The organism is Bacillales bacterium, from assembly GCA_035700025.1.
Lineage (GTDB): Bacteria > Bacillota > Bacilli > Bacillales > DASSOY01 > DASSOY01.
Genome location: DASSOY010000072.1, coordinates 170,555 through 197,459, shown reverse-complemented (window position 1 = coordinate 197,459; position 26,905 = coordinate 170,555). Strand labels below are relative to the sequence as shown.

At 49.4% G+C, this 26,905-nt stretch carries 32 protein-coding genes; 5 read left to right on the top strand and 27 right to left on the bottom strand.

Annotated elements, in window-relative coordinates; genetic code table 11:
• Positions 1–16: 16 nt before the first annotated feature.
• From VFK44_12840 to VFK44_12750, 19 genes are all read right to left on the bottom strand, one after another.
• A complete protein-coding gene (locus VFK44_12840) occupies positions 17–217 on the bottom strand; it encodes a DUF2768 domain-containing protein (protein HET7629252.1) in 201 nt (66 codons plus the stop codon).
• A 265-nt stretch (positions 218–482) separates the two neighbouring features.
• Positions 483–746 (bottom strand): stage VI sporulation protein F, encoded by a 264-nt coding sequence (locus VFK44_12835; GenBank protein HET7629251.1) that lies wholly within the window; start codon positions 744–746, stop codon positions 483–485.
• Positions 747–824: 78 nt separating this feature from the next.
• Positions 825–1,862, bottom strand: a complete 1,038-nt coding sequence (locus VFK44_12830) for an NAD(P)H-dependent glycerol-3-phosphate dehydrogenase (protein HET7629250.1) — start codon at positions 1,860–1,862, stop codon at positions 825–827.
• Entirely contained in the window at positions 1,863–2,459 is a 597-nt protein-coding gene (gene plsY / locus VFK44_12825; GenBank protein HET7629249.1) for a glycerol-3-phosphate 1-O-acyltransferase PlsY, read from the bottom strand.
• Positions 2,460–2,504: 45 nt separating this feature from the next.
• Positions 2,505–3,818, bottom strand: coding sequence for a ribosome biogenesis GTPase Der (gene der / locus VFK44_12820; protein ID HET7629248.1), 1,314 nt, complete (start codon positions 3,816–3,818; stop codon positions 2,505–2,507).
• A gap of 207 nt (positions 3,819–4,025) precedes the next feature.
• Complete coding sequence (locus VFK44_12815; protein HET7629247.1) at positions 4,026–4,637, bottom strand: hypothetical protein; 612 nt, start codon at positions 4,635–4,637, stop codon at positions 4,026–4,028.
• Positions 4,638–4,743: 106 nt separating this feature from the next.
• Positions 4,744–5,886 carry a 30S ribosomal protein S1 gene (gene rpsA, locus VFK44_12810; GenBank protein HET7629246.1) on the bottom strand — a complete coding sequence of 381 codons (1,143 nt, stop codon included), beginning with the start codon at positions 5,884–5,886 and terminating at the stop codon, positions 4,744–4,746.
• Between the two features lie 94 nt (positions 5,887–5,980).
• Positions 5,981–6,571, bottom strand: coding sequence for a lysophospholipid acyltransferase family protein (locus VFK44_12805; protein HET7629245.1), 591 nt, complete (start codon positions 6,569–6,571; stop codon positions 5,981–5,983).
• Entirely contained in the window at positions 6,568–7,248 is a 681-nt protein-coding gene (cmk, locus tag VFK44_12800) for a (d)CMP kinase (GenBank protein ID HET7629244.1), read from the bottom strand. The genes VFK44_12805 and cmk overlap by 4 nt, the downstream gene beginning before the upstream one ends.
• A gap of 184 nt (positions 7,249–7,432) precedes the next feature.
• Positions 7,433–7,648, bottom strand: coding sequence for a DUF5359 family protein (locus VFK44_12795; GenBank protein ID HET7629243.1), 216 nt, complete (start codon positions 7,646–7,648; stop codon positions 7,433–7,435).
• 46 nt (positions 7,649–7,694) lie between these two features.
• Entirely contained in the window at positions 7,695–8,348 is a 654-nt protein-coding gene (locus tag VFK44_12790; protein HET7629242.1) for a PilZ domain-containing protein, read from the bottom strand.
• Between the two features lie 111 nt (positions 8,349–8,459).
• On the bottom strand, positions 8,460–9,809 hold the full coding sequence (ypeB, locus tag VFK44_12785; GenBank protein HET7629241.1) for a germination protein YpeB: 1,350 nt from the start codon (positions 9,807–9,809) through the stop codon (positions 8,460–8,462).
• A 15-nt stretch (positions 9,810–9,824) separates the two neighbouring features.
• Entirely contained in the window at positions 9,825–10,652 is an 828-nt protein-coding gene (sleB, locus tag VFK44_12780; GenBank protein ID HET7629240.1) for a spore cortex-lytic enzyme, read from the bottom strand.
• 128 nt (positions 10,653–10,780) lie between these two features.
• Positions 10,781–11,455, bottom strand: a complete 675-nt coding sequence (prsW, locus tag VFK44_12775; protein ID HET7629239.1) for a glutamic-type intramembrane protease PrsW — start codon at positions 11,453–11,455, stop codon at positions 10,781–10,783.
• Between the two features lie 70 nt (positions 11,456–11,525).
• Positions 11,526–12,509, bottom strand: coding sequence for a YpdA family putative bacillithiol disulfide reductase (locus VFK44_12770; GenBank protein HET7629238.1), 984 nt, complete (start codon positions 12,507–12,509; stop codon positions 11,526–11,528).
• Positions 12,510–12,600: 91 nt separating this feature from the next.
• Complete coding sequence (locus VFK44_12765; GenBank protein ID HET7629237.1) at positions 12,601–13,881, bottom strand: Glu/Leu/Phe/Val dehydrogenase; 1,281 nt, start codon at positions 13,879–13,881, stop codon at positions 12,601–12,603.
• A 220-nt stretch (positions 13,882–14,101) separates the two neighbouring features.
• On the bottom strand, positions 14,102–14,698 hold the full coding sequence (locus VFK44_12760) for a genetic competence negative regulator (GenBank protein HET7629236.1): 597 nt from the start codon (positions 14,696–14,698) through the stop codon (positions 14,102–14,104).
• 208 nt (positions 14,699–14,906) lie between these two features.
• On the bottom strand, positions 14,907–15,704 hold the full coding sequence (locus VFK44_12755) for a metallophosphoesterase (protein HET7629235.1): 798 nt from the start codon (positions 15,702–15,704) through the stop codon (positions 14,907–14,909).
• 13 nt (positions 15,705–15,717) lie between these two features.
• Entirely contained in the window at positions 15,718–16,116 is a 399-nt protein-coding gene (locus VFK44_12750) for a hypothetical protein (GenBank protein HET7629234.1), read from the bottom strand.
• A 109-nt stretch (positions 16,117–16,225) separates the two neighbouring features.
• Between VFK44_12750 and VFK44_12745 the strand changes: the two genes are divergently transcribed.
• The 4 genes from VFK44_12745 (at position 16,226) to VFK44_12730 (ending at position 17,700) form a co-directional block, all read left to right on the top strand.
• Positions 16,226–16,456: a spore coat associated protein CotJA gene (locus tag VFK44_12745; protein HET7629233.1), complete on the top strand. Its 231-nt coding sequence runs from the start codon at positions 16,226–16,228 to the stop codon at positions 16,454–16,456.
• Positions 16,453–16,719 (top strand): spore coat protein CotJB, encoded by a 267-nt coding sequence (locus VFK44_12740; protein ID HET7629232.1) that lies wholly within the window; start codon positions 16,453–16,455, stop codon positions 16,717–16,719. The genes VFK44_12745 and VFK44_12740 overlap by 4 nt, the downstream gene beginning before the upstream one ends.
• 23 nt (positions 16,720–16,742) lie before the next feature.
• Positions 16,743–17,312 carry a manganese catalase family protein gene (locus VFK44_12735; GenBank protein ID HET7629231.1) on the top strand — a complete coding sequence of 190 codons (570 nt, stop codon included), beginning with the start codon at positions 16,743–16,745 and terminating at the stop codon, positions 17,310–17,312.
• A gap of 157 nt (positions 17,313–17,469) precedes the next feature.
• On the top strand, positions 17,470–17,700 hold the full coding sequence (locus VFK44_12730; GenBank protein HET7629230.1) for a hypothetical protein: 231 nt from the start codon (positions 17,470–17,472) through the stop codon (positions 17,698–17,700).
• On the opposite strand, the gene VFK44_12725 is transcribed toward VFK44_12730, so the two are convergent.
• Positions 17,697–18,146 (bottom strand): DUF2663 family protein, encoded by a 450-nt coding sequence (locus VFK44_12725; GenBank protein ID HET7629229.1) that lies wholly within the window; start codon positions 18,144–18,146, stop codon positions 17,697–17,699. The two genes, VFK44_12730 and VFK44_12725, sit on opposite strands and share 4 nt — an antisense overlap.
• Positions 18,147–18,413: 267 nt before the next feature.
• A complete protein-coding gene (locus VFK44_12720) occupies positions 18,414–19,070 on the bottom strand; it encodes a CPBP family intramembrane glutamic endopeptidase (GenBank protein HET7629228.1) in 657 nt (218 codons plus the stop codon).
• Between the two features lie 169 nt (positions 19,071–19,239).
• Between VFK44_12720 and VFK44_12715 the strand changes: the two genes are divergently transcribed.
• Positions 19,240–19,734, top strand: a complete 495-nt coding sequence (locus tag VFK44_12715) for an inorganic diphosphatase (GenBank protein ID HET7629227.1) — start codon at positions 19,240–19,242, stop codon at positions 19,732–19,734.
• Between the two features lie 27 nt (positions 19,735–19,761).
• On the opposite strand, the gene VFK44_12710 is transcribed toward VFK44_12715, so the two are convergent.
• From VFK44_12710 to VFK44_12685, 6 genes are all read right to left on the bottom strand, one after another.
• Positions 19,762–20,526, bottom strand: coding sequence for a peptidoglycan DD-metalloendopeptidase family protein (locus VFK44_12710; protein ID HET7629226.1), 765 nt, complete (start codon positions 20,524–20,526; stop codon positions 19,762–19,764).
• Positions 20,527–20,679: 153 nt separating this feature from the next.
• Positions 20,680–22,446: an ATP-binding protein gene (locus VFK44_12705; GenBank protein ID HET7629225.1), complete on the bottom strand. Its 1,767-nt coding sequence runs from the start codon at positions 22,444–22,446 to the stop codon at positions 20,680–20,682.
• A complete protein-coding gene (locus VFK44_12700; protein ID HET7629224.1) occupies positions 22,446–23,162 on the bottom strand; it encodes a response regulator transcription factor in 717 nt (238 codons plus the stop codon). The genes VFK44_12705 and VFK44_12700 overlap by 1 nt, the downstream gene beginning before the upstream one ends.
• Before the next feature lie 69 nt (positions 23,163–23,231).
• Complete coding sequence (gene ccsB / locus VFK44_12695; GenBank protein ID HET7629223.1) at positions 23,232–24,431, bottom strand: c-type cytochrome biogenesis protein CcsB; 1,200 nt, start codon at positions 24,429–24,431, stop codon at positions 23,232–23,234.
• Between the two features lie 25 nt (positions 24,432–24,456).
• Positions 24,457–26,070, bottom strand: coding sequence for a cytochrome c biogenesis protein ResB (locus tag VFK44_12690; protein ID HET7629222.1), 1,614 nt, complete (start codon positions 26,068–26,070; stop codon positions 24,457–24,459).
• A gap of 101 nt (positions 26,071–26,171) precedes the next feature.
• Entirely contained in the window at positions 26,172–26,891 is a 720-nt protein-coding gene (locus VFK44_12685) for a pseudouridine synthase (protein ID HET7629221.1), read from the bottom strand.
• Between the last annotated feature and the right edge of the window lie 14 nt (positions 26,892–26,905).

Below are 26,905 nucleotides of genomic sequence, written 5' to 3'. Positions count from 1 at the left end.
TCCTGTATAAAAGTTCCTACGAATCGGGGGCGCCGCTTGCAATAATCAAGAAGACAATGATCGCGGCAACGATCAAACAGCAATAAGCAATGACCGCCGTCAACCCTTTCAAAAAGCCTTTTAATTTTCTTCGGCTGAGCGTGATCAAAACAACGGCAACGAGAAACAAAACGATCCCAACAAATGAAATCCACATTTTTATGAGTCCGGGTGACACAAGGATCCTCCTTCATTCCGATGGCTGAACACCATCGTTTTCAGTCAAGAAAAATACCCCGTTCATTATAGCATACTCCTTCCAAAGGTGGTTCGCCGGCATTCGAATGCGCTCGGATTCGTGAATCCATAAAAAAAAGCTGAAAGAAAGAGGTCCCTTTCTTCAGCTTAAGACTAAATATTTCCCGTAACCCGGCGCTCTTGCTGGATTGAGTCGTTCATGGTTAGTGTATGCGATTTTTTTCAAAGGCGCATCATCAGAATGCCTATTTTGATTGATTAAACATTTTTGCGAGGGTGGAAAGGTCCGTCGGAATCTGATTGTTTATGATTGCTTTGACGAGGCGGTCTTCTTTTTCCTTGGAAACGGAAACGCCTGCCACTTGAGCAACCTGGGCAATCAATCGGCGAACCGATGCCTCATCCGTGAAATTGGAATGTTTCGCCGTATCGGCCAACTCGAACAATTGTTGCTTGGATACGTTCGTTTTTTTCTCGATATCGTTAAAAAAGTCATTGTTTTCGGGCATGGTCACATCCTCCTTCATGATCCATATGACGCTGTTTACGTTCACAACATCGTATGCTTCGTTCGGAGGAATGTGAAACTATTTTTGCAGGCGATCCGTCAACAAGGACGAAAGATCATCAACCTCGTCCGTTCTCATTCGGTTCATCAATGCCTCTACCGCCTGTTTCGGATGTTGGTTTTCAAATAATACTTCATGCAGGCAAATCGTGATCGGCATCTCGACGCTTTCCCGCTGAGCCAAACGATAAGCCGCTTTCGCCGTGCGAACGCCTTCGACAACCATTCCCATGCTGTCGAGCACGTCATCAAGCTGATTTCCTTTTCCGAGCAAGTTTCCCGCTCGCCAATTGCGGCTGTGGGCACTTGTGCAAGTGACGATTAAATCGCCCATTCCCGCCAGCCCGGCAAAGGTGAGCGGGTTCGCCCCCATTTTCGTACCGAGCCTGGCGATCTCCGCAAGCCCTCTCGTAATGAGCGCCGCTTTGGCGTTATCGCCGAACCCGATCCCGTCCGACATTCCTGCCCCGAGAGCGATGATGTTTTTCAAAGCGCCGCCCAACTCGACTCCGATAACATCCGGGTTCGTATACACGCGAAAACGATTATTGATAAATAAGTCCTGTATGTATGCCGCATGTGCTTGATCATCGGCAGCAACGGTAACGGTGGTCGGCTGCCGCATACTCACTTCTTCGGCATGGCTCGGGCCGGACAAGACCGAAATGTTTTCCAGCCAGCGATCGTCAATTTCATCTTCGATGATTTGTGAGATCCGCTTTAGCGAGTCCGTTTCGATTCCTTTTGAAGCGTGAACAACAGAAATTTTCCGGTTCAATTTAGCATTCAATTCGCGTAGAACTTCTCTCGCTGCTTTAGTAGGCACAACGAAAACGACGACATCGTTTTTGGCCGCTTCTGCTAACGAGGTCGTTGCCTTTATTGACGCGGGGATCGAAACGTTTGGCAAATACCGTTCATTGGAACGGTTTTCGTTAATTTCCCAAATTTGTTCTTCCCTGCGTCCCCAAATCGTGACTTCATGTCCATTGTCGGACAAAACGAGGGCCAAAGCGGTACCCCAGCTCCCTGCGCCAAGAACCGTGATGTTCGCCATTTAGGATCCCTTCTTTCCGATTTTGTTTTCTGTCCCGTTCAAAAGCCGTTGAATGTTCGAGCGATGCCGCCATATGGAAAGCATTGCAATGATGAGTCCGACATAAGCATAAACGGCGGGAACATCGCCGAAAAATAAAGCGCAGATCGGCGCCAATACAACGAAACATAAGGAACCGAGCGATACGAAGCGCGTAATAACGATTAAAAAAATTGCGAAAGCGCCGACCGATAATGCGGGAAACAAAAACAGCGTCGCGAAGACACCGATCGTCGTCGCCACTCCTTTGCCGCCGCGAAAACCGTAATATATCGGCCAGTTATGGCCGACGATCGCCATCAATCCGGCTGCCGCCGCGGCGAGCTCACCGCCGCCGATCCAACCGGCGATCCAGATCGCCAATACGCCTTTGAACACGTCGAGCAGCAAAACCAATACGGCAGGGAAGACGCCAAGTACGCGAAGCGTGTTCGTTGCCCCCGCGTTTCCGCTGCCGTGTTTACGAATATCGTCCCGCAACAAAAGTTTCGTAATCAAATAGCTGAAACTGATCGCACCGAGCAAATAAGCCAATACGATCGAAATGATAAGAGTCATGTTCGTCCCTCCCCTTTTCATTACAGCAAAACGGCACGCGTCTGTCTAATGTTTTTTGCGCGTGAAAATCCGGATCGGCGTCCCTTGAAAACCGAACGCTTTACGGATTTCGTTCTCCAAATACCGTTCATACGAAAAATGCATCAACTCTGGATCGTTGACGAACAACACGAACGTCGGCGGTTTCACAGAGACTTGCGTCGCATAGGAAATTTTCAGTCTGCGTCCTTTGCGTGTCGGCGTCGGATTCATTGTGACCGCATCGAGCACCACGTCGTTGAGAACGCTCGTTTTGATGCGCAAACTATGGTTCTCGTCGACTTGGTTAATGACAGGAAGCAATTTGTGGACCCGTTGTTTCGTTTTCGCGGACACAAAAACGATGGGCGCAAAATCAAGAAAAGGAAACTGTTTGCGTATGTCTTTCTCGAACTCCCGCATCGTATGATTGTCCTTGTTGTCGACGGCATCCCATTTATTAACGACGATCACGATGCCTCGACCGGCATCGAGCGCAAACCCGGCAATTTTTTTGTCTTGATCGATGATCCCTTGTTCTCCATCCAGGACGACAAGGGCGACGTCGGAACGTTCGATAGCCTTTTTTGCGCGAAGCACGCTGTATTTTTCGGTGTTTTCATACACCTTTCCCCTTCGGCGCATGCCGGCGGTATCAATAATCACATATTCGTGATCGTCTCTCTTAAACGGCGTATCGATCGCATCCCTTGTCGTTCCAGGTACATTGCTCACAATGACCCGTTCCTTGCTTAAAATCGTATTGACGAGCGATGATTTCCCGACGTTCGGGCGGCCGATTAAGCAAAAGCGGATGACCGTTTCATCGTATTCGTTTTCTCGTTGATCGGGAAAATGGCGAACGACTTCATCAAGCAAATCACCGAGCCCGAGGCCGTGCGAGCCGGAAATCGGAAAGGGTTCGCCGAGACCGAGCGAGTAGAAATCGTACAATTGTTCATTTCTTTTTGGACTGTCCATTTTGTTTACGGCTAAAACGACCGGTTTATTGGACCGGTAAAGAAGACGCGCGACCTCTTCGTCGGCTCCCGTTAATCCTTCTTTTCCGTCCGTCATGAAAATGATGACATCCGCTTCTTCGATCGCAATTTCTGCCTGTTGGCGTATTTGCACAGAAATCGGTTCATTGGAAAGCACGATGCCTCCGGTATCAATTAAATCGAACGGCCGGTCCAACCATTCGGCCGCATGATAAACTCTGTCGCGGGTAACGCCCGGAACGTCTTCGACAATCGCCAGCCTTTCCCCGGCGATGCGATTGAAAATCGTCGATTTGCCTACATTCGGCCGACCGACGATGGCGACAACCGGTTTTGTCATGAAAATCACACTTCCTTCCTAAGGTCCATCGTATAAAAACACGCGTCACACGAATCGGAACCCCGTTCCGAACGGTGACCGCGCACGAAGCAAGCTCGCAATCTCATCCGTTAATGGCGGCTTTGCGGTCGGCGAACGCGAGGAAACGTACGCCGGAACATGCCTTGAACCTTTTAATCTTACCAAAAAATCGGCGGTGTCACAATCTTACCTCGGATAATGCCGTTTGTGCGAAAGCGAACGTTTCATGAATTGTTGAATAAACACCGTGGCTTGTTCGTAGGAGTGCCAGAGAACAATCATTGCCAGACACCCGGCAATCCCGTCAAGAAACTGAAAAGACCCGGCAGAAAACGACAACGCCAACCCTTTTAAATATAGCGCATACATCAAATTGCCGTGCACGGCACCGACGATTGCCGTAACGAGACGCTGCGAAAAATCCTTCACCAACAACTGCGTCACGACAAAAAGCATGCCGGCGATCAGCCAATTTCGGTCGATCCAAAGCACAGCGGGATTATACAAGATGTATAACGAAAAGCCTACGTAGGCAAGCATGATGATATGGCAGGTGAAAATTGCGTAAAGCATGCGCGCGGGGCGAAATTGCGACAGCTTATAGTAACCGTAGGCAAGTAAAATAAACAGTACCGCCCGGCTCTCAAAGCCAGCAACTTCCACCGTTCCCGCTGACGCGATCAAGATCGCCATGATTAAGACAGCCCACTCTGTACGAAGGTTTCCTTTCGGCAAAATGAAAGTAACGGCCGTCCATGCCGCCCACGCCGTCCAATAAAAAAAGAGTCCGTTTTGCATTCGACGCCCTCCCGTCCCCTTCCATTATCGGTATCTTTGCCGAAGGTTAATCAAAAAAAAACGAGATTTCATTGCCAATGGGCAACAAAATCTCGCAAGGATTAGCTTATTTATATTTTTTCAATTGATCGCCGATCATGTCACCGAGTGAAAAGCCGCCGCCGTCGTCACCGGAATCTTGATCGCCGGTAGAATCGTACAACGGTTCGTCTTTCTCAAGGCTTCTCATACTCAACGAAACTCGTTTTTCGTCCGGATTCACGTCTAACACTTTTGCTTGCACTGTTTCGCCTTCCGTCAACACTTCATCCGGCGTTGCGATATGGCGGTTGGAGATTTCCGAAATGTGAACGAGACCTTCAACACCAGGAAACACTTCGACGAAAGCGCCGAACGAAACCAGGCGCTTTACGGTGCCTTCGATCGTATCGCCTGGGCTGATTTTGTCCCTCAAGCCTTCCCACGGCCCCGGTTGGGTTTCTTTAATGGACAAAGATATTCTCTCGTTGTCGCGATCGACGGACAACACTTTTACTTTCACTTGGTCGCCTTCGCTAACGACGTCAGATGGTTTTTCGACACGATAATGGGCCAATTGCGAAATGTGAACGAGGCCGTCAACGCCGCCGATGTCAACAAACACTCCGAAATCCGTCAAACGCTGAACGGTTCCTTCCACCACTTCACCTGGCTGTAAAGCATCAAGCGTCGCTTGCTTTGCAGCTTCGGCACGTTCGTCAAGCACCGCGCGATGCGACAAGATGAGCTTGTTTTTTTCCCGATTCAACTCAACGATCTTCACTTCAATCGTTTTGCCTTTGTAATCGGAAAAGTCCTCTACGTAATGGCGTTCCACGAGCGAAGCGGGGATGAATCCGCGCACGCCTAAATCAACGACAAGTCCGCCTTTGACGACATCGGCGACTTCCACTTCTAACGTTTCGCCGTTCTCGTACTTTTCCTCAAGAGCGTCCCAAGCCTGGTCGGCCAAAACCGCTTTCTTCGAGAGCACGAGTTCTTCTTCGGAAACACGGATCACTTTCAAATCCAATTCGTCGCCTTCCGAGAGAACGTCGCTCACTTTTTCAATATGCAAACTCGACAGCTCGCTGATCGGAACGATTCCGTCGACTTTAAATCCTACATCTACGAGAGCATGCTTTTCTTCAATTTTCGTAACCGTTCCTTTGACCACGTCACCAACAGCAAATGATTTCATTTCGATCTCGCTGTTCATTTCTTCCACCAATCAGATTACCTCCTTAATCAGATGAAGCACGCGGCTTCATCGCCAGAAACAAATGGGTACTTTCTCTTAACTTCCTACAAATGGGTCTCACTTGTCAAGCATCTGAACCGTGCTCGTCAATGAGTAGGCGAATGGCTTGCATGATCTTTTCAGTCGCAACCGCCGCAGAGGTTCTCTGCGACCGCAATTCGGCAAAATCGATCGGCTCTCCGAAAACAATGCGGATTTTCCTGAACGGGACGTAAGAACCGATGATCGCGCATGGAACTACGTGAGCCTGCGACCGCAAGGCGAAAAAACCGGCACCCGACAACCCTTTCCCCAGTTTCCCCGTCTTGCTTCTCGTGCCTTCCGGAAAAAGACCAAGTACCCGGCCCTCGTCCAAAAGGTTCAGACCGTCACGCAACGCTTGCCTGTCGCCAGCGCCTCTTTTTACGGGAAAGGCGTGAATGCGCGGAAGAATCACTTTTAAAACCGGAGCGTCGAAAAGCTCGGCTTTCGCCATGAAATGTACGCTGCGCGGCGTAACGGAACCGAGCAAAGGAGGATCAAGGTTATTGATATGATTTCCGCATAAAAGAACGCCCCCTTCTTTCGGCACACGGTCCGCGCCGATCACCTCGATCCGGTTCACGAGCTTGAAATACAAACGAACGTACGGTTTCACAATTTCATATAAGCTCAACGTTCGCCAACCCTTTCCGCGACGATCCTCAACACCGCTTCGACGACTTCGTCAATCATTAATGCCGTCGTATCCAATTCAACAGCGTCCTCCGCTTTCACAAGCGGCGCTTCCTGTCGTTCGGAATCCCTGCGGTCGCGTATTTCGATGTCTTTCTTAAGTTGTTCAAAATCTGACGCAAGCCCTTTGCTGCGATTTTCCTTATGCCTTCTCTCTGCCCGGACTTCGACGGAAGCGGAAAGAAAGATTTTCACTTCCGCGTGCGGAAGGACGTTCGTGCCGATGTCCCTGCCATCCATGACGACACCGCCGTCTAAGGCGAGGGAACGCTGCCTTCGTACCATTTCCCTGCGGATTTCCTTATGCCGGGCGACGAATGACACGTTGTTGCTCACTGCATCCGTGCGAATTTCTTCCGTCACGTCCGTCCCGTCGAGCATAATGCGCTGTTCCGCATTCCCTTGAATCAATTCGATCGCCGTATTTTCCAAGACCGAGGCAACCGCCTTTTCATCTTCGGGATCGATGCTGCCATTCAAAACTTTTAGCGTTAATGCCCGGTACATGGCACCGGTATCAATGTAAACGTACCCGAGCCGGCGGGCTACCGTTTTGGCAACGGTGCTTTTCCCGGCCGCTGCCGGACCGTCAATGGCAATGCAAATCTTCTCTTCCATCGTTCCTCCCCCTGCTGACACTTCCCCATCTCATTTATAATAAACAAAAAGCAGGCCTGCCTGCTTTTATCGGAAAAAACGATATCAAATTACGGCATAGAAACAGGTCGCTGATTCGTTTCGATTTAGTGTCATCATATCATATTCTTCCGATTCGGTCTATCGATGCGGGGCAGAGCAGGTTTTAAATGGTGCCGGAATCCGGTCCAAACAGTAAACGCATGACGGATTCAGCAGCGGGTTTCAATAAATCAATCACTCCTTCGTACACAACGGCTTCGTTTACGTAGGGAACAATTGCATGAAAATGCAACAACACTTGCGCAACGACAAGAAAAACGAGTTGAACGACAATGAGCTTTTTGACCCATTTTTCAAAAAAAAGAATCGACTTCCACATGCGGGCAACCTCCTCGGTCGTTAGTTTAACCGGAGGCAGCTGAACTTTATACTTGACGTTCCAATCCTTTCCTTTTCAAAAGAAGCTGCTGTTCAAAACAATAGCGGATGACATGGGTCCGATCCGATTCCGCCATATCGATAAATTTCAGTGATGCCTTCTCGTTTCTGCCGTCTTCTGATTGAAGGATCCGCACGACCAAACCATCGAGACGCAAATACTCAATCTCGCCGGAATCCATCGGGAGAACCATCCAGCATTTCACTTGCATGTTTTCTTTCAACCCGTGTTCTTTCGGCAAATTCACGGCCATTCCTCCCGCGCTTATGTCAAGCGAGGTCGTCGTGAACGGCGGAAAATGTTCTTTCAACGGGTGAAGCGCAACGTCGATCACACCGTCGATGCGGACGAACTGCCTTCGTTGGATGCGTTCAATCTCTTTTTCCAGCGGTTTTTTCAACAGCAGCATCGGAATTCTGCCGGCCTTTCTTTCTTCAACTACCGTTTGAAAAAGGTTCAACGCTCCGTCGTCAGCGACGTAGGATACCGTTAACGTATCGCCGACATGAAACGAGCTCGTCCTTCTCGTCTTCATATGAACCGGAAGATCAATGAAAAGACAATCCTCGCTCAACTCGACGAGACGGCACCGGTATTTCTCCTTGTCGCGCTGCAAGTGCAGCATGGCCCCGATCTTCATGCAATATCTCCTCCCACCGTCATTATCTCACGAAAAACCATAAAGTGCCATGACAACTTTTGTCGCAAAAAAGAAGAGGCTGTCGAATCCTCTTCGACAGCCTGAATCTATTTACGCAGGTTGATAAATCGCGCTCGGATTTTGCATTTTTTTCACTTGTTCTTCCTTACCGGTATCGGCGTTCAAGAACACGCGATACGTATCGTTGTTCAAAGTTCCGATGATTTCATAACAGAGTACTTTCTTCCCGAAATCATTGAAGATCACTGCAGGTCTTACGATCTTGACGTCGACGCGATCGTTTAAATTCTTCACGACTTCCGTTTTGCCCATTTTCGGTTTTCGGTCCGCTTCATTCGACTGGAACGCAATGTAATTGGAAGCATCGTAAGCAATGACCCTTCCGTGCGTTAACGAAACTTTCAATCGGATGGATTCCGGATAAATGCGCACGCCGTTTTGCTTTTTGACAAATGTAAAAATCCCGTCGTCGTCGTATTGCTCGCTTTCGGTCATTTCCATGTCCTTAATCCCGTGACGCTTCAGAAACCGTTTCGCGTTCAACATCGCTTCGTGCAAACTGACTTTACGTTTACCGGGAATCCGTTCTTGGATCATCCATAAAAGCCGACCTCCGTGTTTGCTTATATCGGCTTGCATTCGTGTTTTTGTTTTCGGATTGTACATCGAAACGGAATAGGCCGCGTAATTTCCGCCTTTCCCTGTTTCCCTCACGCGAATGCTGCCCGGATTATCAATTTCCGAGAACTCGACGGCGATCCGTTTCGCCTCTTGGCGCGAAATCTTTTCGCCAGCCAAGTGATTCAACCGTTCTCTGCGAAGTTCCGACTTCTCCGCAAGCTCCGGATCCCAATTGACATCTTCGAACTTTTCGACGTTACGGTCCATCGTCTTCAATCCGTCGATCACCGTATTGTCCGCTGGATTCTTTCCCGAAGCGAGCGCCATTTTCACGTCCATCCATCGCAAGTCATTTTTCATCATAATCGCTTGAACGCTGCGCAGTTGCTGCTCGATTTGCGACGACCGCTTGTACAACCGTTCCAGCCGCTCATATTCACTGCTCGTCAACGGCTGTTTGCTTAAGTTTCTCGCCGATACGCGGTAACTGAATTCTCCAATATTCGACAAAAACGCTTCCGTATCGTTGAAAGGAATGAGACTCAACGGCAGCCTGCCGACATCGGCATGCGCCAATGCCGTCGTCCGCCAAACTTCCGCCAGTTGCGGTGCTTGCGTCCGCGAAGTCCCCATCACAAGAGATGCGCCGATTTGGTCTTGCAATTGATCGACATGGTATACGAGATTGTGAAACGCTTGCTGGTATTGGTTTTCCGCTTGAATTAAGACGGCGTTTTTTTGTTGATGTTCTTGGTACCCCCAATATCCGGTGGCTAAAATAACGATCGCCAGCACGGCGATTGTGACGGTACGTGCCATCACGATACACCTCCGTTATTTCGTAAAAATATGTTCCCCGATTTTCTTGATTTGCGGCCGCGACCAAATCCAGTCTGAAGTCGCTTTTGCGGGGTTAAAGTAATACAAAGCTCCATTTGACGGATCCCAGCCGTTCAAAGCATCGATCACCGCTTTCTTCGATTCTTGTTTCGGCTGCCCGACCCATAATTGGCCGTCGGCGACCGAACTGAATGCGAGCGGTTCATATATGACTCCGGGGATCGTATTCGGGAATTTCGGGCTGTCAATGCGATTCAAAATGACCGCGGCAACAGCCACTTTGCCAATGTATGGTTCACCTTTGGATTCCGCATATACCATGCGCACCATTAAATTAATGTCGCTTTGAGAAAACCCTTGCGGCACGTTTTGTGCACGCGACACGACACCTCCGCCGCCGCCGCTGCCGTGTTTCTCATTACGGGCATGGGAACTTCTTTTCACACCGCCGTAATACGTAAATCGACGACCTTTTCGCAATTGACTTCGAATCCACTGTTCGTCATATTTCGTCACCGAGACGAGTTTTTGCCTCGTTTTCAAGCCTGCCAATCCGTCCACTTTTAACCCGTAATTTTGTTGAAAATTTCTCAGCGCCCAATACGTTCCCCAACCGAAGATCCCGTCGATTTGTCCTTTGTAATAACCGATGTATTGCAATCTTGCCTGCAATTCAACAACGTTCAAACCGGTTGCGCCCTTTTGGATCACTTGATCCGTAAATGCCGCTGCGCGCTGTGGTTCCGGTCCGGAAACGCCGATCAATGAGACGAGTAGCAAGCCTACGGTCAACCCTTTCACCAAGCGCGATCGCCGTCCCATTTTCGTCAGCCTCCTTCGTTTACAAAATTCATAACGTAACGCTAGTGTCCGACATCCAACCTGGTTTTATGCAAAACGACAAAATAAAAAAGCCTTCCGAAGAAGACTTAGCCCGTATGATCGACCATTCACATGATGCCGGCATCGTTTGCCGGACGCTGATCTCGGTGGGCCAATTTTACCTTTCTAAGTGAACTCCACCATAAATAAAGCATGAACGGGATCATCACGGAAACCCAATGCTCGTAAACGAAGAGAATGTAATCATAGACTCCGTGCAACAGAACGGCAGCAAGAAGTGAAATCCACACGAAACGACGCTGGCGCGAAGCCGTTGTAAAAAATTTCGCTTTCCCTAAATAATATCCCATGATGACACCGAACAACGCATGGCTGGAAACCGGTAACAGCGCACGCCAAAAGGCTTCATCGATCCCGTAGGCGTACAAATAAAAAAAGTTTTCCGCCGTTGCGAATCCGAGCGATACAGCCACCCCGTACACAATGCCGTCATAACGCTCGTTAAATTCAACATGTTGATAAGCCGTATAATACAAAATGAACCATTTCAAAAATTCTTCAAGCGTCCCCGATAAGACAAAAGCCTTCACAAAAGGTGCCTGCAATATGCCTTCGAATTGGAAAGCATATTGAATAAACATGACCGGAAACACGAGAAGTGCCCCAAACAAAAACGTCCTGAGCACCATCGAAATCGGTTCCGACTCATAGCGGTCTTTCAAATAAAAAAAACAGAGCAAGGCAAATCCGGGCGCGATCGCCGCCGCAACCATTGAAACCATGCGAGAAACTCCATTCGTCTCCATTCATAGTTTCATCTTACCATAGCGGAACGTTGAGAAAAACCGATCGTCAATGGACGATCGGTTTTCTCGACGTTCGCTTTTCAATTTCCGCCGCAATCACGTTTCCATGAAAACGGCCGTTTTCAATAAAAATTTCATTCGCGTTGTTTCCGGCCGCAATGACACCGGCGATAAAAATGCCTTCCACGTTCGTTTCCATCGTTTCCGGGTCGTGCACCGGCCGCCCGGAATCTTTTTCAACTTGAACGCCGATCGCTTTCAAGAACGAATGATCGGGATGGTAGCCGGTCATGGCGAACACGAAATCGTTGGCGATCCGCTTTTCTTCGCCCTCTGTTTCATAAATCACCGCGTCATCCGTAATTTCTTTCACTTCGGCACCGAATACCATTTTCACCTTACCGTTCTTGATCAACGATTGAAACTCGGGCAAAATCCACGGTTTCACGCTCGTCGAATAATCCTCGCCGCGATAGAGCACCGTTACGCGTGCACCCGCCTTTTCCAATTCCAACGTCGCATCGACCGCCGAATTTTTCCCGCCGATGACAACAACATCTTTATCGAAATACGGGTGAGCCTCTTTAAAATAATGAAACACCTTATCGAGATTTTCGCCGGGAACGCCCATGTAGTTCGGACTGTCGTAATAGCCGGTAGCTATGATCACAAACGCCGTCTCATACCGATTCTTATCCGTTTCGACAACAAACGTCCCGCCGTCATGTCTGGACACGTGTTTCACCGTTTCAAAAGCTTGAATCCGAACGTTTTTCCGCTCGACGACTTCCCGGTAATACGCCAGCGCCTGGTTTCGCTTCGGCTTTCGTTGTTCAATAACGAACGGTACGCCGCCGATCTCCAGCTTTTCAGCCGTGCTGAAAAATTGTTGATGGGTCGGATATCGGTAAATTGAATGAACAATGTTTTCTTTTTCAATGACGAGCGGAGAAAACCCTTTCGTTTGCAAAGCGATGGCTGCCGCCAAACCGCAAGGTCCTCCGCCGACGATGATCGCATCTTCCGTCATGTAAGTTCCACTCCCGTAACTTCGGTGTCCAAGTGAAGAAAAAAATCCCTCTATCAAAGGATAGGGGATTTTTGCGCTTGGCGCAAAGATTTTAAATCCAACCGCGAAAGCGGGAGGCTTCCGCCATTTTGCGCACGCCGACCATGTAAGCAGACAAACGCATATTGACGCGTCTCGTTTTCGAGGTATTATAGACATTATTGAATGAGTTCACCATCACTTCCTCGAGACGCCGTTCCACCTCTTCCTCGGTCCAGTAATACCCTTGGTTGTTTTGCACCCATTCGAAATAAGAGACGGTGACGCCGCCGGAACTCGCCAACACATCGGGAACGAGCAGGACGCCTTTTTCGGTTAAAATCTTCGTCGCTCCCAGTGTCGTCGGTCCGTTCGCGGCTTCGACGACGATGCTCGCACGGACGTTCGCGGCATTTTGTTCCGTAATTTGATTTTCGATCGCTGCCGGAACGAGGATATCGCAATCAAGTTCCAGCAATTCTTTGTTGGTGATCGTATTTTTAAACAATTTCGTTACCGTTCCGAAACTGTCTCTTCTATCTAGTAAGTAATCAATGTCAAGGCCATTTGGATCATACAACGCTCCATACGCGTCAGAAATCGCAACGACATTGGCTCCCGCGTCATGCATGAATTTTGCGAGGAAACTTCCCGCATTCCCAAAGCCTTGAACGACGACACGAGCGTCCTTCAAATTGAGTCCTTTTTTCTTGGCGGCTTCACGAATACATATCGTCACCCCTTTCGCGGTTGCCGATTCTCTGCCGTGCGACCCTCCGAGAACGAGCGGCTTGCCAGTAATGAATCCTGGGGAATCGAATTCACGGATGCGGCTGTATTCATCCATCATCCAAGCCATAATTTGTGAATTCGTAAACACGTCAGGCGCAGGAATGTCTTTCGTCGGCCCGACGATTTGACTGATTGCGCGTACGTAACCTCTGCTCAGTTTCTCCAATTCCCGGAACGACATTTCCCGCGGATCGCATACGATTCCGCCTTTTCCGCCGCCGTAGGGCAAATTCACGATACCCGCCTTCAAACTCATCCAAATCGAAAGCGCTTTCACTTCTTTTTCCGTCACGTTCGGATGAAAACGAACGCCGCCTTTCGTCGGCCCAACTGCGTCGTTGTGCTGAGCCCGGTAGCCGGTAAAAATTTTGATCGAACCGTCGTCCATGCGAACCGGAATTCGCACCGTCATGATTCGCAACGGTTCTTTCAGCAATTCATAGACTTCGTTCGGATAACCAAGTTTCTCCAATGCTTCCAAAATGACCGTCTGCGTGGATTTGAGCACATCCGTTTGATCGAGATCTTCCGAATTGCCTGCCGTTTCCTTGTCGGCTACCATCTTTTTACCTCCCATGAATTTCACCTCATCAATGTACTGACTAACCCCGTTTCGTATAGCTTTGCGGTTCTCATACGATAGTATACACGTTCGAAACTGGATTGAGAAGGATAAACCCGCTCCAAACGAATAGAGGTTTATCGCAAATATCATCCTCCATAAACGTTCACCTGTCAAGGGAAAAAATAGCAAAACCTCACGCAATTTGCGTGAGGTTTGGTTAACGGTTCAAAAACGTTTCGAAAAGGCGGGCGACCGCCCCGTTTTCCATCAACTTCTTGCCGTATTCACTCACCCGGTAATGAGTGATGGTCGAAGGGTTGCCAAACTCGGAAAGCAAGGCAATCAAACCCGACCAATCATACGCTTCCATTTCCTCTTCGTCGAAATGTAAATAAAAACAGCCGTTGTACGAATAAAGCGTACCGCCGCCGACGTTTAACGGGTGCAAACGACCGGACAATGCGATCACATCTTCAAACGAGGAAAACTCATAGAACACGTCGCTGCTTTCATCGACAGTGACTTGCATTTCGATGTAGTCGTCATCGTCGTCTTCGAAAAACTCCCCGTCGTTCATTCCTTTGGATACGATGACGACCATGCCTTGGGCGGGAAGTGAAAACACTTCAACCGCAATCGGTCCGTCGGCTTTGAACCCGAGTTCATCGTTGGCTTCCAGCATCATGTCGCGAAACAAATCATGGACTTTCGGCAGGTCTTGCCAAATTTCGTCTTTCGAGATGCCTCGCTCGCTTAAGTCATCAAACGTAAGAAAGATCTTGATTTTATCTGAATTCAATCGTTCCAATCGCATTTCAGGGTCCCCCTTCCACTGACTTCCGGCCTTTCGTGCGAACCGCCCGTATCCGCGCGCTCGAATTTGGCGACACAGCGATCATTTCCTATGACCGCGGCCCAAATTCTTAAAAAGGGTACAACCGCAAACGTTGCTTTGTATACTATATGAAAGCATAATAAGATGGTTCTTCAATCGAGCGTGTAATTCATGATTAGTTTACACCTTAGGCTCTGTCGAGACAAGCATTTTCATTCCTTTTTAACGAAATCAAATGGGTCTCCGCCGGAGCGTTGAAGCGCAATGGAATCGTCGTGGTTCCGTAACCGTTGCTGATCAACAGCGTGTACCCAGGGTATTGCTTCATCCCGCCTTTTTCACGCGGCCCCCAGCCGAACAGCCGGATTTGTCCGCCGTGCGTATGACCGCTCAAAATGAAGGAAATCCCCATGTTCGATTCGACCTTTTCGCGGATGTCCGGATTATGGCTGATCAGCAGACGGAAACCGTCTTTTGGAGCGTCATCCATCGCGAGATCGAGCCGGTCTCTTTCCGTCCCGTAATCGTCAACACCGACGAGCACGAGACGGGCACCCTCATTCTCCAAAAGGGCGGCGCTGTTGTCGAGAATATGAACACCGCACGCGTGCAACAAGGTCTCTAGTTTTCGAGCATCGACTTCATAATCGTTGTTCCCCCAAACAAAATAAACCGGTGCAAGGTCCCGCAATCGGCGCACATTCGTTTCCACCCGGTCAAACGGGACGCCTTTTTCCGTCAAGTCTCCTCCGATAACAATAAAGGAGGCCCGCCCGTCAACCGCAGTTATGATCTCTTCGGCAATGACCCGGCGGTGGACGTCGGAAATGAAAAAAAAGGTCGTGCCGTCCAACGCTTCAGGAAGGTTGTCCAAATGTACGTCATGATGAAGAACAACGTCCCGATGCGCTTCCATCCACATCCGAACGACCCAAATGATAACGAATGCGATTGCGGCGATACCGATCACGAGTCCGAAAACCATTTGCATGAAGCCGTTACCCCCTGAAATGTTGTTGCTTTTCATATTCGATGAGAAAATCGACCGATACCCACGCATAAACGACGCCGAGAAATGTGGCTGCGATCGGCAGCCAAAGGTGAAAGTACCCTAAAACACATACGGTCGCCGCGATGATAACACCCTCACCAATATCTTTGCCTTTCGCTTTCTTTTTTTTGCGCAGGCAGCAATAAAGCCAAATCAGCAAGTAGCGAAAGAACGGCGCGAACATTAAAAAGCCCATCAAAAATAACAGAGATACCGCCAAAAAGTCAACCGGATCCAATATGAAATACGCCAGCACGCTTTTCAACGAAACGTCGGCGGGGATCATCCATTGCGCCTGCAAAAGCGCCGCTATACCGATCCAAAAATACCCGATTCTGCGAACCATCGTCAACGCCTCCCTTTTTTAGCCTATGCCTGACGCAAACGAAAGTTTATTTTTTTTGGATATGAGCCAAGCCGAAACGCCATAGGATAGAACCAATTGGGAAGGAGCGATGACGATGACGCGAAAGTTTTATCAACCGTATCGAAGTCCGTTTGACCCATGCCGGCCGCTGCCCTGCGAAACGTATGAAACACCTCCAGAACTTTTTCTTGGCTTTCAGCCTTACCATTTGCAGCAATATAAACCATTGGAAGCATTGAAACAGGGAACGCTCTGGCCGGCATTGTTCGACCCGTACGAAAATCCGTACAAACAAATGGGAAAGGGTGGAAAGCCATGAAGAAACAACCCCTCCCGAAAGAATTTTACCAATGGATGGAAAACCTTCAGGCGGTTGACTTCGTTCTCGTCGAACTGAACCTTTATTTGGATACACATCCGCAAGATCAAAGCGCGGTCAACCAATACAACGAGTATGTCCACCAACGAAAAAAAATCGCCGATAAAATTGAAACGGTCTACGGGCCGTTAAAAGGATTCGGGCAGAGTTACGCGGGTTATCCGTGGAATTGGGACGATCCGCCGTGGCCGTGGCAGCTGTAAGAAATCGAGTCAGGAGGTAACGTATGTGGATTTATGAAAAAAAATTGCAGTACCCGGTGCGCGTGAGCACGTGCAACCCTACACTTGCGAGATTTTTGATCGAACAATACGGCGGGGCCGACGGCGAGCTGTCCGCTGCCTTGCGTTATTTGAATCAGCGTTACACGATACCCGATAAAGTCGTCGGTTTGTTGAACGATATCGGCACCGAAGAACTGGCGCATCTCGAAATGATCGCGACGATGGTGTACAAACTCACGAAAGACGCGACCGCCGAAGACATGAAACGGGCTGGTCTCGGCGACCATTACGCCGATCACGACAAAGCGTTGTTTTACCATAATGCCGCCGGGAAACCGTGGACGGCCGCTTACATTCAGGCGAAAGGCGATCCAATCGCCGACTTGTATGAAGACATCGCCGCCGAGGAAAAAGCGAGAGCCACGTACCAGTGGATCATCAATATGTCGGATGATCCGGATTTGAACGACGGTCTGCGGTTTTTGCGGGAACGAGAAGTCGTTCATTCGCAGCGTTTTCGCGAAGCCGTGGAAATCTTAAAAGAAGACCAAGGGAAGAAAAAATTCTTTTGAGCAACGGCCGCCGCGAGGCGGTCCAATTCGTTGCTTTTTGGCGAAAATTGGGGAATGAAGTCGAAAATTTCTGACTTGCGGGCATTGAATTTTCTGTAAATTTTCGTTATCATTAGAGAAGGCAAAGCCAACTTTTTAATGCTTGGAGAGAGGCCCCATGAAAATCGCAAAAATTACATCCAAATCACTCGTGCTGAATGAAGATTTATCGTACAACCAGCGGCTTGGCTTACCCGTCGAAGTCTTTTCGACGAGAGAAAACAAGACGGTCGCGTTCGGCAAAATCCGTCTCTACAGCGACCAATTCATTTGTGTCAACGACCAATTTTTCAATCGAAGCGGACATATGATCTTTGGTTGTCCGTACTTAAAGGAAAATGGAAGCTAATGCGTGTGGTATAAATTAATGTCATGACCTTGTTCGAGCCGGCGAAACACGAGGTGGCGATGTTTCCATGCGTCCGGCTCGCCGAACAATTCTTCCAACCGCTCGATAATCTCTTCCCTCAACTCCTCGTATTCGTCGTCAGCTTCTTTCGCTTTGATCGACACCGCCCTGAGATACAAATAAGCAGCAAGAACGAACAGAGTCAATCCCCAGATCAGCGGATCCCGAAACATTTGTTGCAACGATGCGAACGAAAAGTCGCTCAGCAATGACCCCTTCGTTGCCAACGCGTATAGAAACAACGACGCAACGCCTGTCAGCATGCAAACGCTCCCTCTGAGCGTATGTTTTCTGCAACGGTTCAGTTCCTGTTTGCGCTCAATCAGTTCTTTCAATACGTTTCTCGTCACTTCCGAAACGTATCGTTCCTCCGCGAAATCCTCCATACTTCAACCCCCTCGCCTTTTATTTTATGCGCATGTACATCGTCCTATGAAACGATAGGGTTGAAAACTGCGGCACGATATCGGGGACACCGGCAGCAAGGTCAAGAATGGTGCATGATGCTGTATAGGACAGCTGCTATGACGAAAGCCATGAATAATGCGAGAATGACCTTCGGAACGAATGAAGATGGAATGCGTTTCTTCTTATTGTTCTTTTTCTTTTTTCCGTGAAGTTCTCTCCTCGACGGCAAAGGATGTTCGAGCGAATCATCTGTCCGGGTCTGTGTTCCCGTCGGAAGGGATTCTTCCGTTTTCTGTTGATTCAACCTTACCGCCTCCTTTTTTTTGAGCATGAAAGTGAACGGTAACACCGAGTACGAAATCGATGACAAAATGGGCAAAGATCGTCGCCAGCAAATTGTGCGTAACCAAAAACAGCCAGCCTAACATAAAACTTAATACCACGGTAACGAAAAACAAAACGACTTTCCGCAAATATCGAATATGAAGCACGGCAAACAACGCACTGGCAAAGACGATTCCGAACTGCACTTGCAAGACGCCGCGGAACAAGCATTCCTCAACGACAGCTATGACAAGCGCGGCGACGAAAATATGCGGCACCGACAGCGCGGAAAATATTCTTTCATTGACGCCCCCGTCACTGTATAGTTCATCCGGAACTGTAACCGTTAAAAACCAATCCAGCAGCAGCACGAGAAGGGCGAAACCGCCGCCATACATGACGATCGCCAAGGGACGCCACCGAATCCATTCGCCGATGTCGCCGGGATAGTCGAAAAACAAGAAAGCGAGAATCACCGTAACGGCGGCAAGCAGCAATTGCGTCACATACAGATTGATGATCAACTCGTGATCGGACAGTTGTCGGATTTTCTCCGCCTGACTTTGTTTACGTCTCATAACAGCTCCAATTTCAACGTTTTGCGTACTTTCTCCATTATACCAATCTTTTCAGCAAAAACCGACGGAAAAACCGCCATTCACCGGCAAACGGGCTGATGCTTTTTTTCCGATATCGGAATTGCTATAATGAGTACGTGAAGGCAAGAACTGAAGAGGAGGATGTTTCATGAGTAAAGAAAACCGCGTGGTCGACGTGCTGGTAGAAATTCCGGCCGGAAGCCAGAACAAGTATGAGTTTGACAAGGAAAAAGGCGTATTTAAGCTGGACCGTGTTTTGTTTTCACCGATGCATTACCCGACAGAGTACGGTTACATAGAAAATACATTGGCCTTAGACGGCGATCCGCTCGACGTCCTCGTGTACACGACATTCCCGACGTTTCCCGGCTGCGTGATCGAGTCCCGGGTAATCGGCATGTTGAACATGAGCGATGAAAAAGGACAAGACGAAAAATTGCTTGCCGTACCGACTGAGGATCCGCGCTTCAATGACGTGACCAGCCTTGAAGACATGCCAAAGCACGTGCTGGATGAAATCGCGCATTTCTTCAAAGTGTACAAAGACTTGGAAAACAAAAAAACGACGATCGGTGATTGGGAAGGGTCGGATCGAGCGGCTCAAGTGATCGACGAATCTTTCAAAAGGTACGAACAACAGTAATTGACGGGCAGGAGCAATCCTGCCTTTTTATGTTTGCGGATGAGGAAAGGCGCCGCTTAACCGCTGGAGCTTATAGCCGCTGTACGTCTGCAGCGGAGCCTTGTGAATGACGAGCGTATCGCCGGCAATAATCAAATCGGACGACAAGCCGTTCCAACGTTTCAACTCATTGACCGAAACATCGTACATTCGGGAGAGCGCCCAAAGGGTGTCTCCTTTTTTGATCGTATAGACGATTTTCGCGCCTGCGGTCTCGTCCGGCGAAGACTTGTCGATCCCGCTTGCATGCACGGAGGAGGCTGGCGGCTGATCGTTGCCGAGCACAAGCAAAGGATCTACGGCTTTCGTTTTGTGAACGTTCCACAGCCCGTTGTGCACCTCAAAATGCAAGTGCGGCCCGGTCGAATGCCCGGTGCTTCCGACTCGTCCGATCACTTCCCCTTGCTGCACGTGTTCTCCTTTGTTCACGTACCGTTTCTCGAGATGGGCGTATACCGTTTCATACCCGTTGTTATGTAAAAGAAAGACAACATTTCCATAGCTGGCCGAACGATACGACTTTTTCACGACGCCCGCTTTCGCCGCATGCACCGGTGTTCCTTTCGGAGCTGCAAGGTCGATGCCGTAATGGGTGCCGCCTCGTTCGCCGAAGGTGCTGGTAATGACACCATCGATCGGCCATTGCCATTCATCTGTTCCGGCGGCGTCGATTTTCTTGCCTCCAAGAATCAACAAGGAAATTCCGACAAACAAGAGGAAGACAACGGCAACCCTTTTTATGAAATCGTTCATTTCATCCATCTCCTTTTCATTCATGCGCGGCTTGTACAAACCTATGCCCTATTGTATGAAGGCATGCGTTCTTTTATTACCCTCACGCACAAAAACAGCGGAAGCCGCCCGTGCGGGCTGCCTCCGCTGTTTCTTATGGAACAAGAGAAAACGTCACGATTTGCCGCGATCCTCCGAAATTCGCGGAATGAAAAACGAAAACGTCGTCCCTTCACCGATCTTGCTTTTCACGCCGATCGACCCTTCATGGGCTTCGACGAGATTTTTCGCGATCGCCAGTCCGAGTCCCGTGCCTGACTTGCGGCCTCTCGTTCTCGCTTTGTCGGCTTTGTAGAAACGTTCAAACACGAAAGGAAGATCCTCTTCGGGAATACCTGAACCGGTATCGGCGACCGACACTTTCATGCCGTCCTTCATCGCGGCGACCGCCAAAGTGACTTCCCCGCCTTCCGAGCAATGGCGAATCGCATTATCGATCAGATTCGTCAACACTTGCTCGATGCGGTCTGGATCAAAGACGGCTTCTCCTTCCCCTTTTAAGGACAAGGTCAATTCGACATGTTTTTCCTTCGCGATCCCGCTGAACTTGCGAATGATCCGTTCGAAGTATTCGGTGATCCCGACTTCCACCCGACGAATGTGAATGTGGCCCGCTTCCATACGCGCCAAGTCGAGCAGTTCATTGACGAGCCGGCCCATGCGAAGCGACTCTTCGTAGATGATTCTCGCGATTTCTTTTTTTTCCGCATCGGAAGCTGCGATGTCATCGACGATCGCTTCGCTGTAGCCGCGCAACATGGAAACTGGCGTGCGCAATTCATGCGAAACGTTGGCGATGAAATCTTTCCTCAATTTATCGAGCCGCCGCTCCTCCGTCATATCGCGAAGCACTGCCACCGCTCCTCTTATGAACGCCTGGTTATACAACGGCGTCATGACAAGCACCCAGCTGCGCCCTTGAATGGTGACTTCCGTCATTTGTTCTTTTTCGAGATTGACGACGCGAGTAAACAATTCGTTTACGGCATCGGGCAGCTCGTGCCTCGCTTCATTGCCGTTGTCATGATGCCATGCTTGCAGAAAGCGGCGGGCGGGCGGATTCGTCACGAGAATTTTTCCGTTTCGGTCAAACGTCAACACGCCGTCGGCCATGCTGCTTAACACTCCGGACAGCTGTTCTTTTTCTTGATTGAGCGCGGTGATGTTCCCCTTGAGCTCCCGCCCCATTCGGTTGAAAGCAACGGCGAGTTCCCCGATTTCATCATGGGTGACGATCGGTACTTTCACGTTGAACTTTCCTTGCGCGACCTGCAACGCCGCCTCGCGCATTTTTCTCAGCGGCGCCGCGATGCGCGTGGAAAGGAAGAATGCGAAAAACGTCGTTAAAATGATCGCGATCGCGGCACTGATGTAAATGAGTTTTTTCGCTTGGTCGGTCGTATGGCGGATGACCTCGAGCGATTGATATAAATAGACGGCCCCGTCATTGCCGTTCAAATGCATCGGAACGCCGACGATCAATATGTTTTTGCGTCCGCCGAGTTTCGTGACCGGCTTGTCGTTTTCCAAAACACGGGAAAGTTCCGGATCGTTTTGAAAAACTTCGTAAGACAAGCTCGGCAAATCCGGCTTTTGCGGAGACGCCCATTGCGTTTCATCGTTTTTCACGATCAACCCCCGTGCGGCGTGCGCTTTTAAAATTTCCCAAGATGTGTTCAATGCCGTATCGTGGTCATCATATTTTTCCATGATCCCGGAAATTTGCCAAGCCAATCCTTTCAAGTCTTGTTCCGCTTGCTGTGTATAATAATTTTCAAAAAATTGCAGCAAAAGCACCGTCAAAATAAACAAAACGACCGAAACGAGCATTAATATGGTGATCCATAACTTACCGACGACACTGCGCCATAACCACGTCATTACTCGTTCACGACCTCAAACTTGTAGCCGACTCCCCAAACGGTGACAATCATGTCGGCCGCCTCGGGGGAAATTCGGCTTAATTTTTCACGCAATCGTTTTACGTGCGTGTCGACCGTCCGCAAATCGCCGAAGAAATCGTAATTCCACACTTCCTTTAACAACTGTTCGCGGGAAAATACTTTATCCGGCGCTTGAGCGAGGAAATAGATCAGTTCGTATTCTTTCGGTGTCAAACTGACTTCCTTGTCATCCACTTTCACGCGGTGGGCATCGTGATCGATCATCAAATGCGGAAACATGAGCACGTTTTTCGTCGTCGTATCGGTTTCGAGAAATTTCGTCGTCGACGCCCTTCTGAGCAACGCTTTCACGCGCAGCACGACCTCGCGCGGACTGAACGGCTTTACAACGTAATCGTCGGTCCCCGCTTCAAAACCTTGCACTCGGTCAGCTTCCTCTTCTTTCGCCGTCAACATGATGACCGGGGTCGCTTTTTTCTCGCGCAAACGCCGGCACACTTCTTCGCCGTCCATCCCCGGCATCATCAAGTCGAGCAAAATAAGGTCGTACTCCTTAGCAAGCGCCATTTCCAACGCCGTTTCCCCGTCTTCAGCTTCTTCGACCGAATAATGCTCTCTTTCCAAATACATTCGGAGCAGGCGGCGAATCCGTTCTTCATCGTCGACGACCAATACGGTTGTTTTTTTATCGATATCCATGTCCTTGCCCTCCTAAACATTGACTAACAAATGAAGGAAAAACCTTCACAGACGTGAAGGTCTTTAAGCGTAAGAATGCAATCCGGCAATGACCAAGTTGACGAAAATGAGATTGAACATGATGATCACGAAACCGATCACGCAAAGCCATGCGGATTTCGTTCCGTGCCAACCTCGCGACAGGCGCAAATGCAAATACGCGACATAAAACAAAAACGTGATTAACGCCCACACTTCCTTTGGATCCCAACCCCAAAATCGGGTCCAAGCTTCCTGCGCCCATATCGCGGCGAAAATAAGCCCTCCGAGGGTAAAGACGGGCAATCCGATCGCTACCGCGCGGTAACTGATTTCATCCGCCAACTGCGGGCGTACGTCTTTCACGACGGGCTGAATGGCCGCGGAAATTCTTTTTCGAAGCGCCAAACGAATGAGCCCATATAAAATCAATCCGCCGAACATCGACCAAATGAACGTGTTCAGTTTTGTCGGCGCGTTGGCGCCGTGCATCCACGAAGGCGTTGAAAACAACGGTCCGAAGGTGTTCTCTGTTAGTTTTGTTCCTTCGTAGGGTCCGGCAATGGCCGGCATTTCATACACGATCTTCGCCTGTTCCCCTTTCTCGTTCACCCATTGGAAAGCGACATGATAGTCGGCGGCCCGAAACCCCCAAGAGATGACGACGAACGCGACCGTGGCCAACATCGAATACATGACGAATTCGAGCCAAAACGTATGTTTGCTCGATCTCGATTGGTCCACGACGCGAATCAAGTAAATGAGGCCGGCGCCGAAACTTACAGCTAGAATCGCCTCGCCGGTGGCCGCTGTCGTAACGTGAATATAAAGCCAGTAGCTTTGCAAAGCGGGAATGAGCGGCGCCATTTCCGAAGGAAACACGCTCGCGTAAGCGATCACGATCACAGCGACCGGAATTGTGAACAATCCAAGGACGTTTTTTTTGTAAATCGAATAAATGATAAGAAACGCAAAGACGAGCATCATGCCGAAAAAGGTTGTAAATTCGAACAGGTTGCTGACAGGCACGTGGCTCTCGGCAATCCAGCGCGTGATGAAATAACCGAGCTGGAACAGAAAACCGAAGAACGCGAGCAAATAACCGAGACGCCCCCACGTTTTCTCATGGTCTTCCGGGTCGCGGCGGTCCCAATTCTTGCCTGTCAAAGCAATCGCAAACACGATCGTGTCGGCGACATACAAAATAAATGCGATTAACAACAAGTTGCTGCTCAATTCGGCCATCGAGCATCCGCCCCCTTTCCTCGTTTTAGGTTTTCAACTTGTCTTTCGGTTCATTCAATGCGGCCGCGTCCGCGACGTGCTGCAAATCTTTTTGCAACCCGTACCAGTTTTTGTTCGTCGAAGCGGCCAGCCAAATTTCGCCGTCTTTTCTTTTCAGCCAAATCCGGCGGTACTGCCAATACAAGCCTTGCACAACGCCGATCATGAACAGGATTGCCCCGAATACGATGATCCATAACGTTTCGTCCTTGTGAACGTTCAAAGCGCTTATGTCTTTCGTCTCAAGACCCGCGAAATTCAACTTGTATTCGTTCGTTCCGTTAATATCGGCATTTTTCCGAATCGCGACAAATGCGGTTTCGCCTTCCGGCTTATCGGGCGTAAACATTTTGAAAACAAACGCCGGGTTGTTCGGGATCGGCGATTTCGTCGCCGGTTCGTTTTTGTCGTTAAAATAAAAATCGGGAAAGTACGCGAGCAATTTCACTTTGTATCCGTCTTTCAACCGATACACGTCTTTCGGATCGTACAAATCGACGGTGAACGTCCCGAACGATTTTTTCTCGTTGTTCTTTTTGCTTAACGAAAAGCTCATCTTGCTGAACGCATTAATCTGAAAGTCAACTTGGTAAACGGCATAATCACCGAACTCCAGCGGATGATTGACGCGAATCTTGTCGTCTTTCATCTTTTTCAATTGCGGATCAGATCCGAGAATCCCCTCATCGGTCCGCCGGTAAAGCGTTACGTTCGTTTGATAGTTTTTCGGAAGCATTCCGTTCGCTTCCTCGCGCACCGCTTTTCCAAACCGATCATCGTTCTTGTCGTACATTTCCAAAATGAAATCGTGATTTTCAATATAATATTCGCCGTTCGTTCCGGGAATTTTTTTCGTTTGCCCTTCGCTGACCCAGAAATTTTTATCGATGTACATGCCGGGGAAAAAACGAAGCATCGCCCCGATCATGACGATAATCAAGCCGCAATGATTGACGTAAGCACCCCACCGCGAAAACTTTCCTTTTTCCGCAAACACGTTCCCGTCAGCTTCGCGAATGTTGTATCTTTTCTCGCGCAACGCTCGCTCGGCGGCAGCCATCGTCTCGGTAACCGCTTTCGTTTCCGTTTGGCTGAACAGGCGCTGCCGGCGCATGAAAATGTCATGACGGGTGACGCTTTGATTTTTCAACGCTCGGTACAACGGAACTCCGCGGTCGATACTGGCGATGATCGTTGACAAACCGAGAAGCGCAATCAAGACGATGAACCACCACGAACTGTACAAATGATCGAACCCCATCCGGTAGTACAATTCGCCGAAAATCCAGTACTGTTCGCGATAAAAAGACGCCGGGTCGGCTTGCGGCGGAATGTACACGGCTTGAGGAAAAATCGTTCCGATCGCCGATGCCGAAAAAACGAGCACAATCAGGGTCACGCCGACTTTGACCGAGGAAAAGAAATTCCACACTTTGTCGATCGCCGTTCTTTTATACGTTTGCGAGCGGCGCGCACTTCCTTCATAGCGCATCGTCAATAGTTCTCGCGTTCGTTCTTCCTCAAGCGGTTTCCCGCATGCTTCGCATAAGATCGTGCCGTACGGGTTGTCATGTCCGCATTCGCATATCGTTTTATCCAACGTTAACACCCCAAATTCGCCTTACCTTCACTATAACCGCGTTATCGACCGTTTTCTGACGAAAATTTTGACGGTTATGTGACATCCGCTGCCTGCGGCGTTCAGTTCTCTGACAAAGCATGCAGTTTCCTCACTTCGTGCGGCGTCAATTCCCGCCATTCGCCGGGATTCATGCCTTTCACGGTCAAGAATGCATACTTTTCCCGCTTCAGTTTCAAGACGCGGTTTCCGACAGCGTCAAACATTCTTCGCACTTGCCGGTTGCGGCCTTCGTGAATCGTCATTTCGACGATCGTCGCGTTTTTCTTTTTGTCGGCCGCCAATACGTTCACGATGGCCGGTGCCGTCTTTCCGTCATCAAGCAGGACGCCCTTCTCCAATTCCTTCTGTTTCTCTTTCGGCAGCGCGCCTTCGATTTTGGCGACATAGGTTTTGTCAAGTTCATATTTCGGATGCATTAATCGATTTGCGAATTCGCCGTCGTTCGTCAACAACAGCAGGCCGGACGTGTCGTAATCGAGCCGGCCGACGGGAAAGATTCGCTTTTCGACATGCGGGAAAAAGTCGGTGACGACTTTACGGCCTCTGTCATCCTTCACCGCGGACAGGACGCCGGACGGCTTGTACAACAAAAAGTAAACCGGCGCCTCTTTTTCGATCGGAATGCCGTTCACTTCGATCTCGTCGCTCGCCGACACCTTTGTGCCGAGCGTTGTCACCGTTTCGCCGTTCACCTTCACCTTTCCGGCGCGAATGAGATCTTCCGCCTTTCTTCGTGAAGTCACGCCCGCCTGGGCGATCGCTTTTTGCAAACGTTCCATTGTTTCACCTCAAT

What these genes read in the sequence shown, in the direction of transcription:
- VFK44_12835 (HET7629251.1), bottom strand. Translation starts at nt 746, where the DNA reads ATGCCCGAAAACAATGACTTTTTTAACGATATCGAGAAAAAAACGAAC.
- VFK44_12830 (HET7629250.1), bottom strand. Translation starts at nt 1,862, where the DNA reads ATGGCGAACATCACGGTTCTTGGCGCAGGGAGCTGGGGTACCGCTTTG.
- plsY (HET7629249.1), bottom strand. Translation starts at nt 2,459, where the DNA reads ATGACTCTTATCATTTCGATCGTATTGGCTTATTTGCTCGGTGCGATC.
- der (HET7629248.1), bottom strand. Translation starts at nt 3,818, where the DNA reads ATGACAAAACCGGTTGTCGCCATCGTCGGTCGGCCGAATGTAGGCAAA.
- VFK44_12815 (HET7629247.1), bottom strand. Translation starts at nt 4,637, where the DNA reads ATGCAAAACGGACTCTTTTTTTATTGGACGGCGTGGGCGGCATGGACG.
- cmk (HET7629244.1), bottom strand. Translation starts at nt 7,248, where the DNA reads ATGGAAGAGAAGATTTGCATTGCCATTGACGGTCCGGCAGCGGCCGGG.
- VFK44_12795 (HET7629243.1), bottom strand. Translation starts at nt 7,648, where the DNA reads ATGTGGAAGTCGATTCTTTTTTTTGAAAAATGGGTCAAAAAGCTCATT.
- VFK44_12790 (HET7629242.1), bottom strand. Translation starts at nt 8,348, where the DNA reads ATGAAGATCGGGGCCATGCTGCACTTGCAGCGCGACAAGGAGAAATAC.
- ypeB (HET7629241.1), bottom strand. Translation starts at nt 9,809, where the DNA reads ATGGCACGTACCGTCACAATCGCCGTGCTGGCGATCGTTATTTTAGCC.
- sleB (HET7629240.1), bottom strand. Translation starts at nt 10,652, where the DNA reads ATGGGACGGCGATCGCGCTTGGTGAAAGGGTTGACCGTAGGCTTGCTA.
- prsW (HET7629239.1), bottom strand. Translation starts at nt 11,455, where the DNA reads ATGGTTTCAATGGTTGCGGCGGCGATCGCGCCCGGATTTGCCTTGCTC.
- VFK44_12770 (HET7629238.1), bottom strand. Translation starts at nt 12,509, where the DNA reads ATGACGGAAGATGCGATCATCGTCGGCGGAGGACCTTGCGGTTTGGCG.
- VFK44_12765 (HET7629237.1), bottom strand. Translation starts at nt 13,881, where the DNA reads ATGGTAGCCGACAAGGAAACGGCAGGCAATTCGGAAGATCTCGATCAA.
- VFK44_12760 (HET7629236.1), bottom strand. Translation starts at nt 14,698, where the DNA reads ATGCGATTGGAACGATTGAATTCAGATAAAATCAAGATCTTTCTTACG.
- VFK44_12755 (HET7629235.1), bottom strand. Translation starts at nt 15,704, where the DNA reads ATGGTTTTCGGACTCGTGATCGGTATCGCCGCAATCGCATTCGTTATC.
- VFK44_12750 (HET7629234.1), bottom strand. Translation starts at nt 16,116, where the DNA reads ATGGTTCGCAGAATCGGGTATTTTTGGATCGGTATAGCGGCGCTTTTG.
- VFK44_12745 (HET7629233.1), top strand. Translation starts at nt 16,226, where the DNA reads ATGACGATGACGCGAAAGTTTTATCAACCGTATCGAAGTCCGTTTGAC.
- VFK44_12740 (HET7629232.1), top strand. Translation starts at nt 16,453, where the DNA reads ATGAAGAAACAACCCCTCCCGAAAGAATTTTACCAATGGATGGAAAAC.
- VFK44_12735 (HET7629231.1), top strand. Translation starts at nt 16,743, where the DNA reads ATGTGGATTTATGAAAAAAAATTGCAGTACCCGGTGCGCGTGAGCACG.
- VFK44_12730 (HET7629230.1), top strand. Translation starts at nt 17,470, where the DNA reads ATGAAAATCGCAAAAATTACATCCAAATCACTCGTGCTGAATGAAGAT.
- VFK44_12725 (HET7629229.1), bottom strand. Translation starts at nt 18,146, where the DNA reads ATGGAGGATTTCGCGGAGGAACGATACGTTTCGGAAGTGACGAGAAAC.
- VFK44_12720 (HET7629228.1), bottom strand. Translation starts at nt 19,070, where the DNA reads ATGAGACGTAAACAAAGTCAGGCGGAGAAAATCCGACAACTGTCCGAT.
- VFK44_12715 (HET7629227.1), top strand. Translation starts at nt 19,240, where the DNA reads ATGAGTAAAGAAAACCGCGTGGTCGACGTGCTGGTAGAAATTCCGGCC.
- VFK44_12710 (HET7629226.1), bottom strand. Translation starts at nt 20,526, where the DNA reads ATGAACGATTTCATAAAAAGGGTTGCCGTTGTCTTCCTCTTGTTTGTC.
- VFK44_12705 (HET7629225.1), bottom strand. Translation starts at nt 22,446, where the DNA reads ATGACGTGGTTATGGCGCAGTGTCGTCGGTAAGTTATGGATCACCATA.
- ccsB (HET7629223.1), bottom strand. Translation starts at nt 24,431, where the DNA reads ATGGCCGAATTGAGCAGCAACTTGTTGTTAATCGCATTTATTTTGTAT.
- VFK44_12685 (HET7629221.1), bottom strand. Translation starts at nt 26,891, where the DNA reads ATGGAACGTTTGCAAAAAGCGATCGCCCAGGCGGGCGTGACTTCACGA.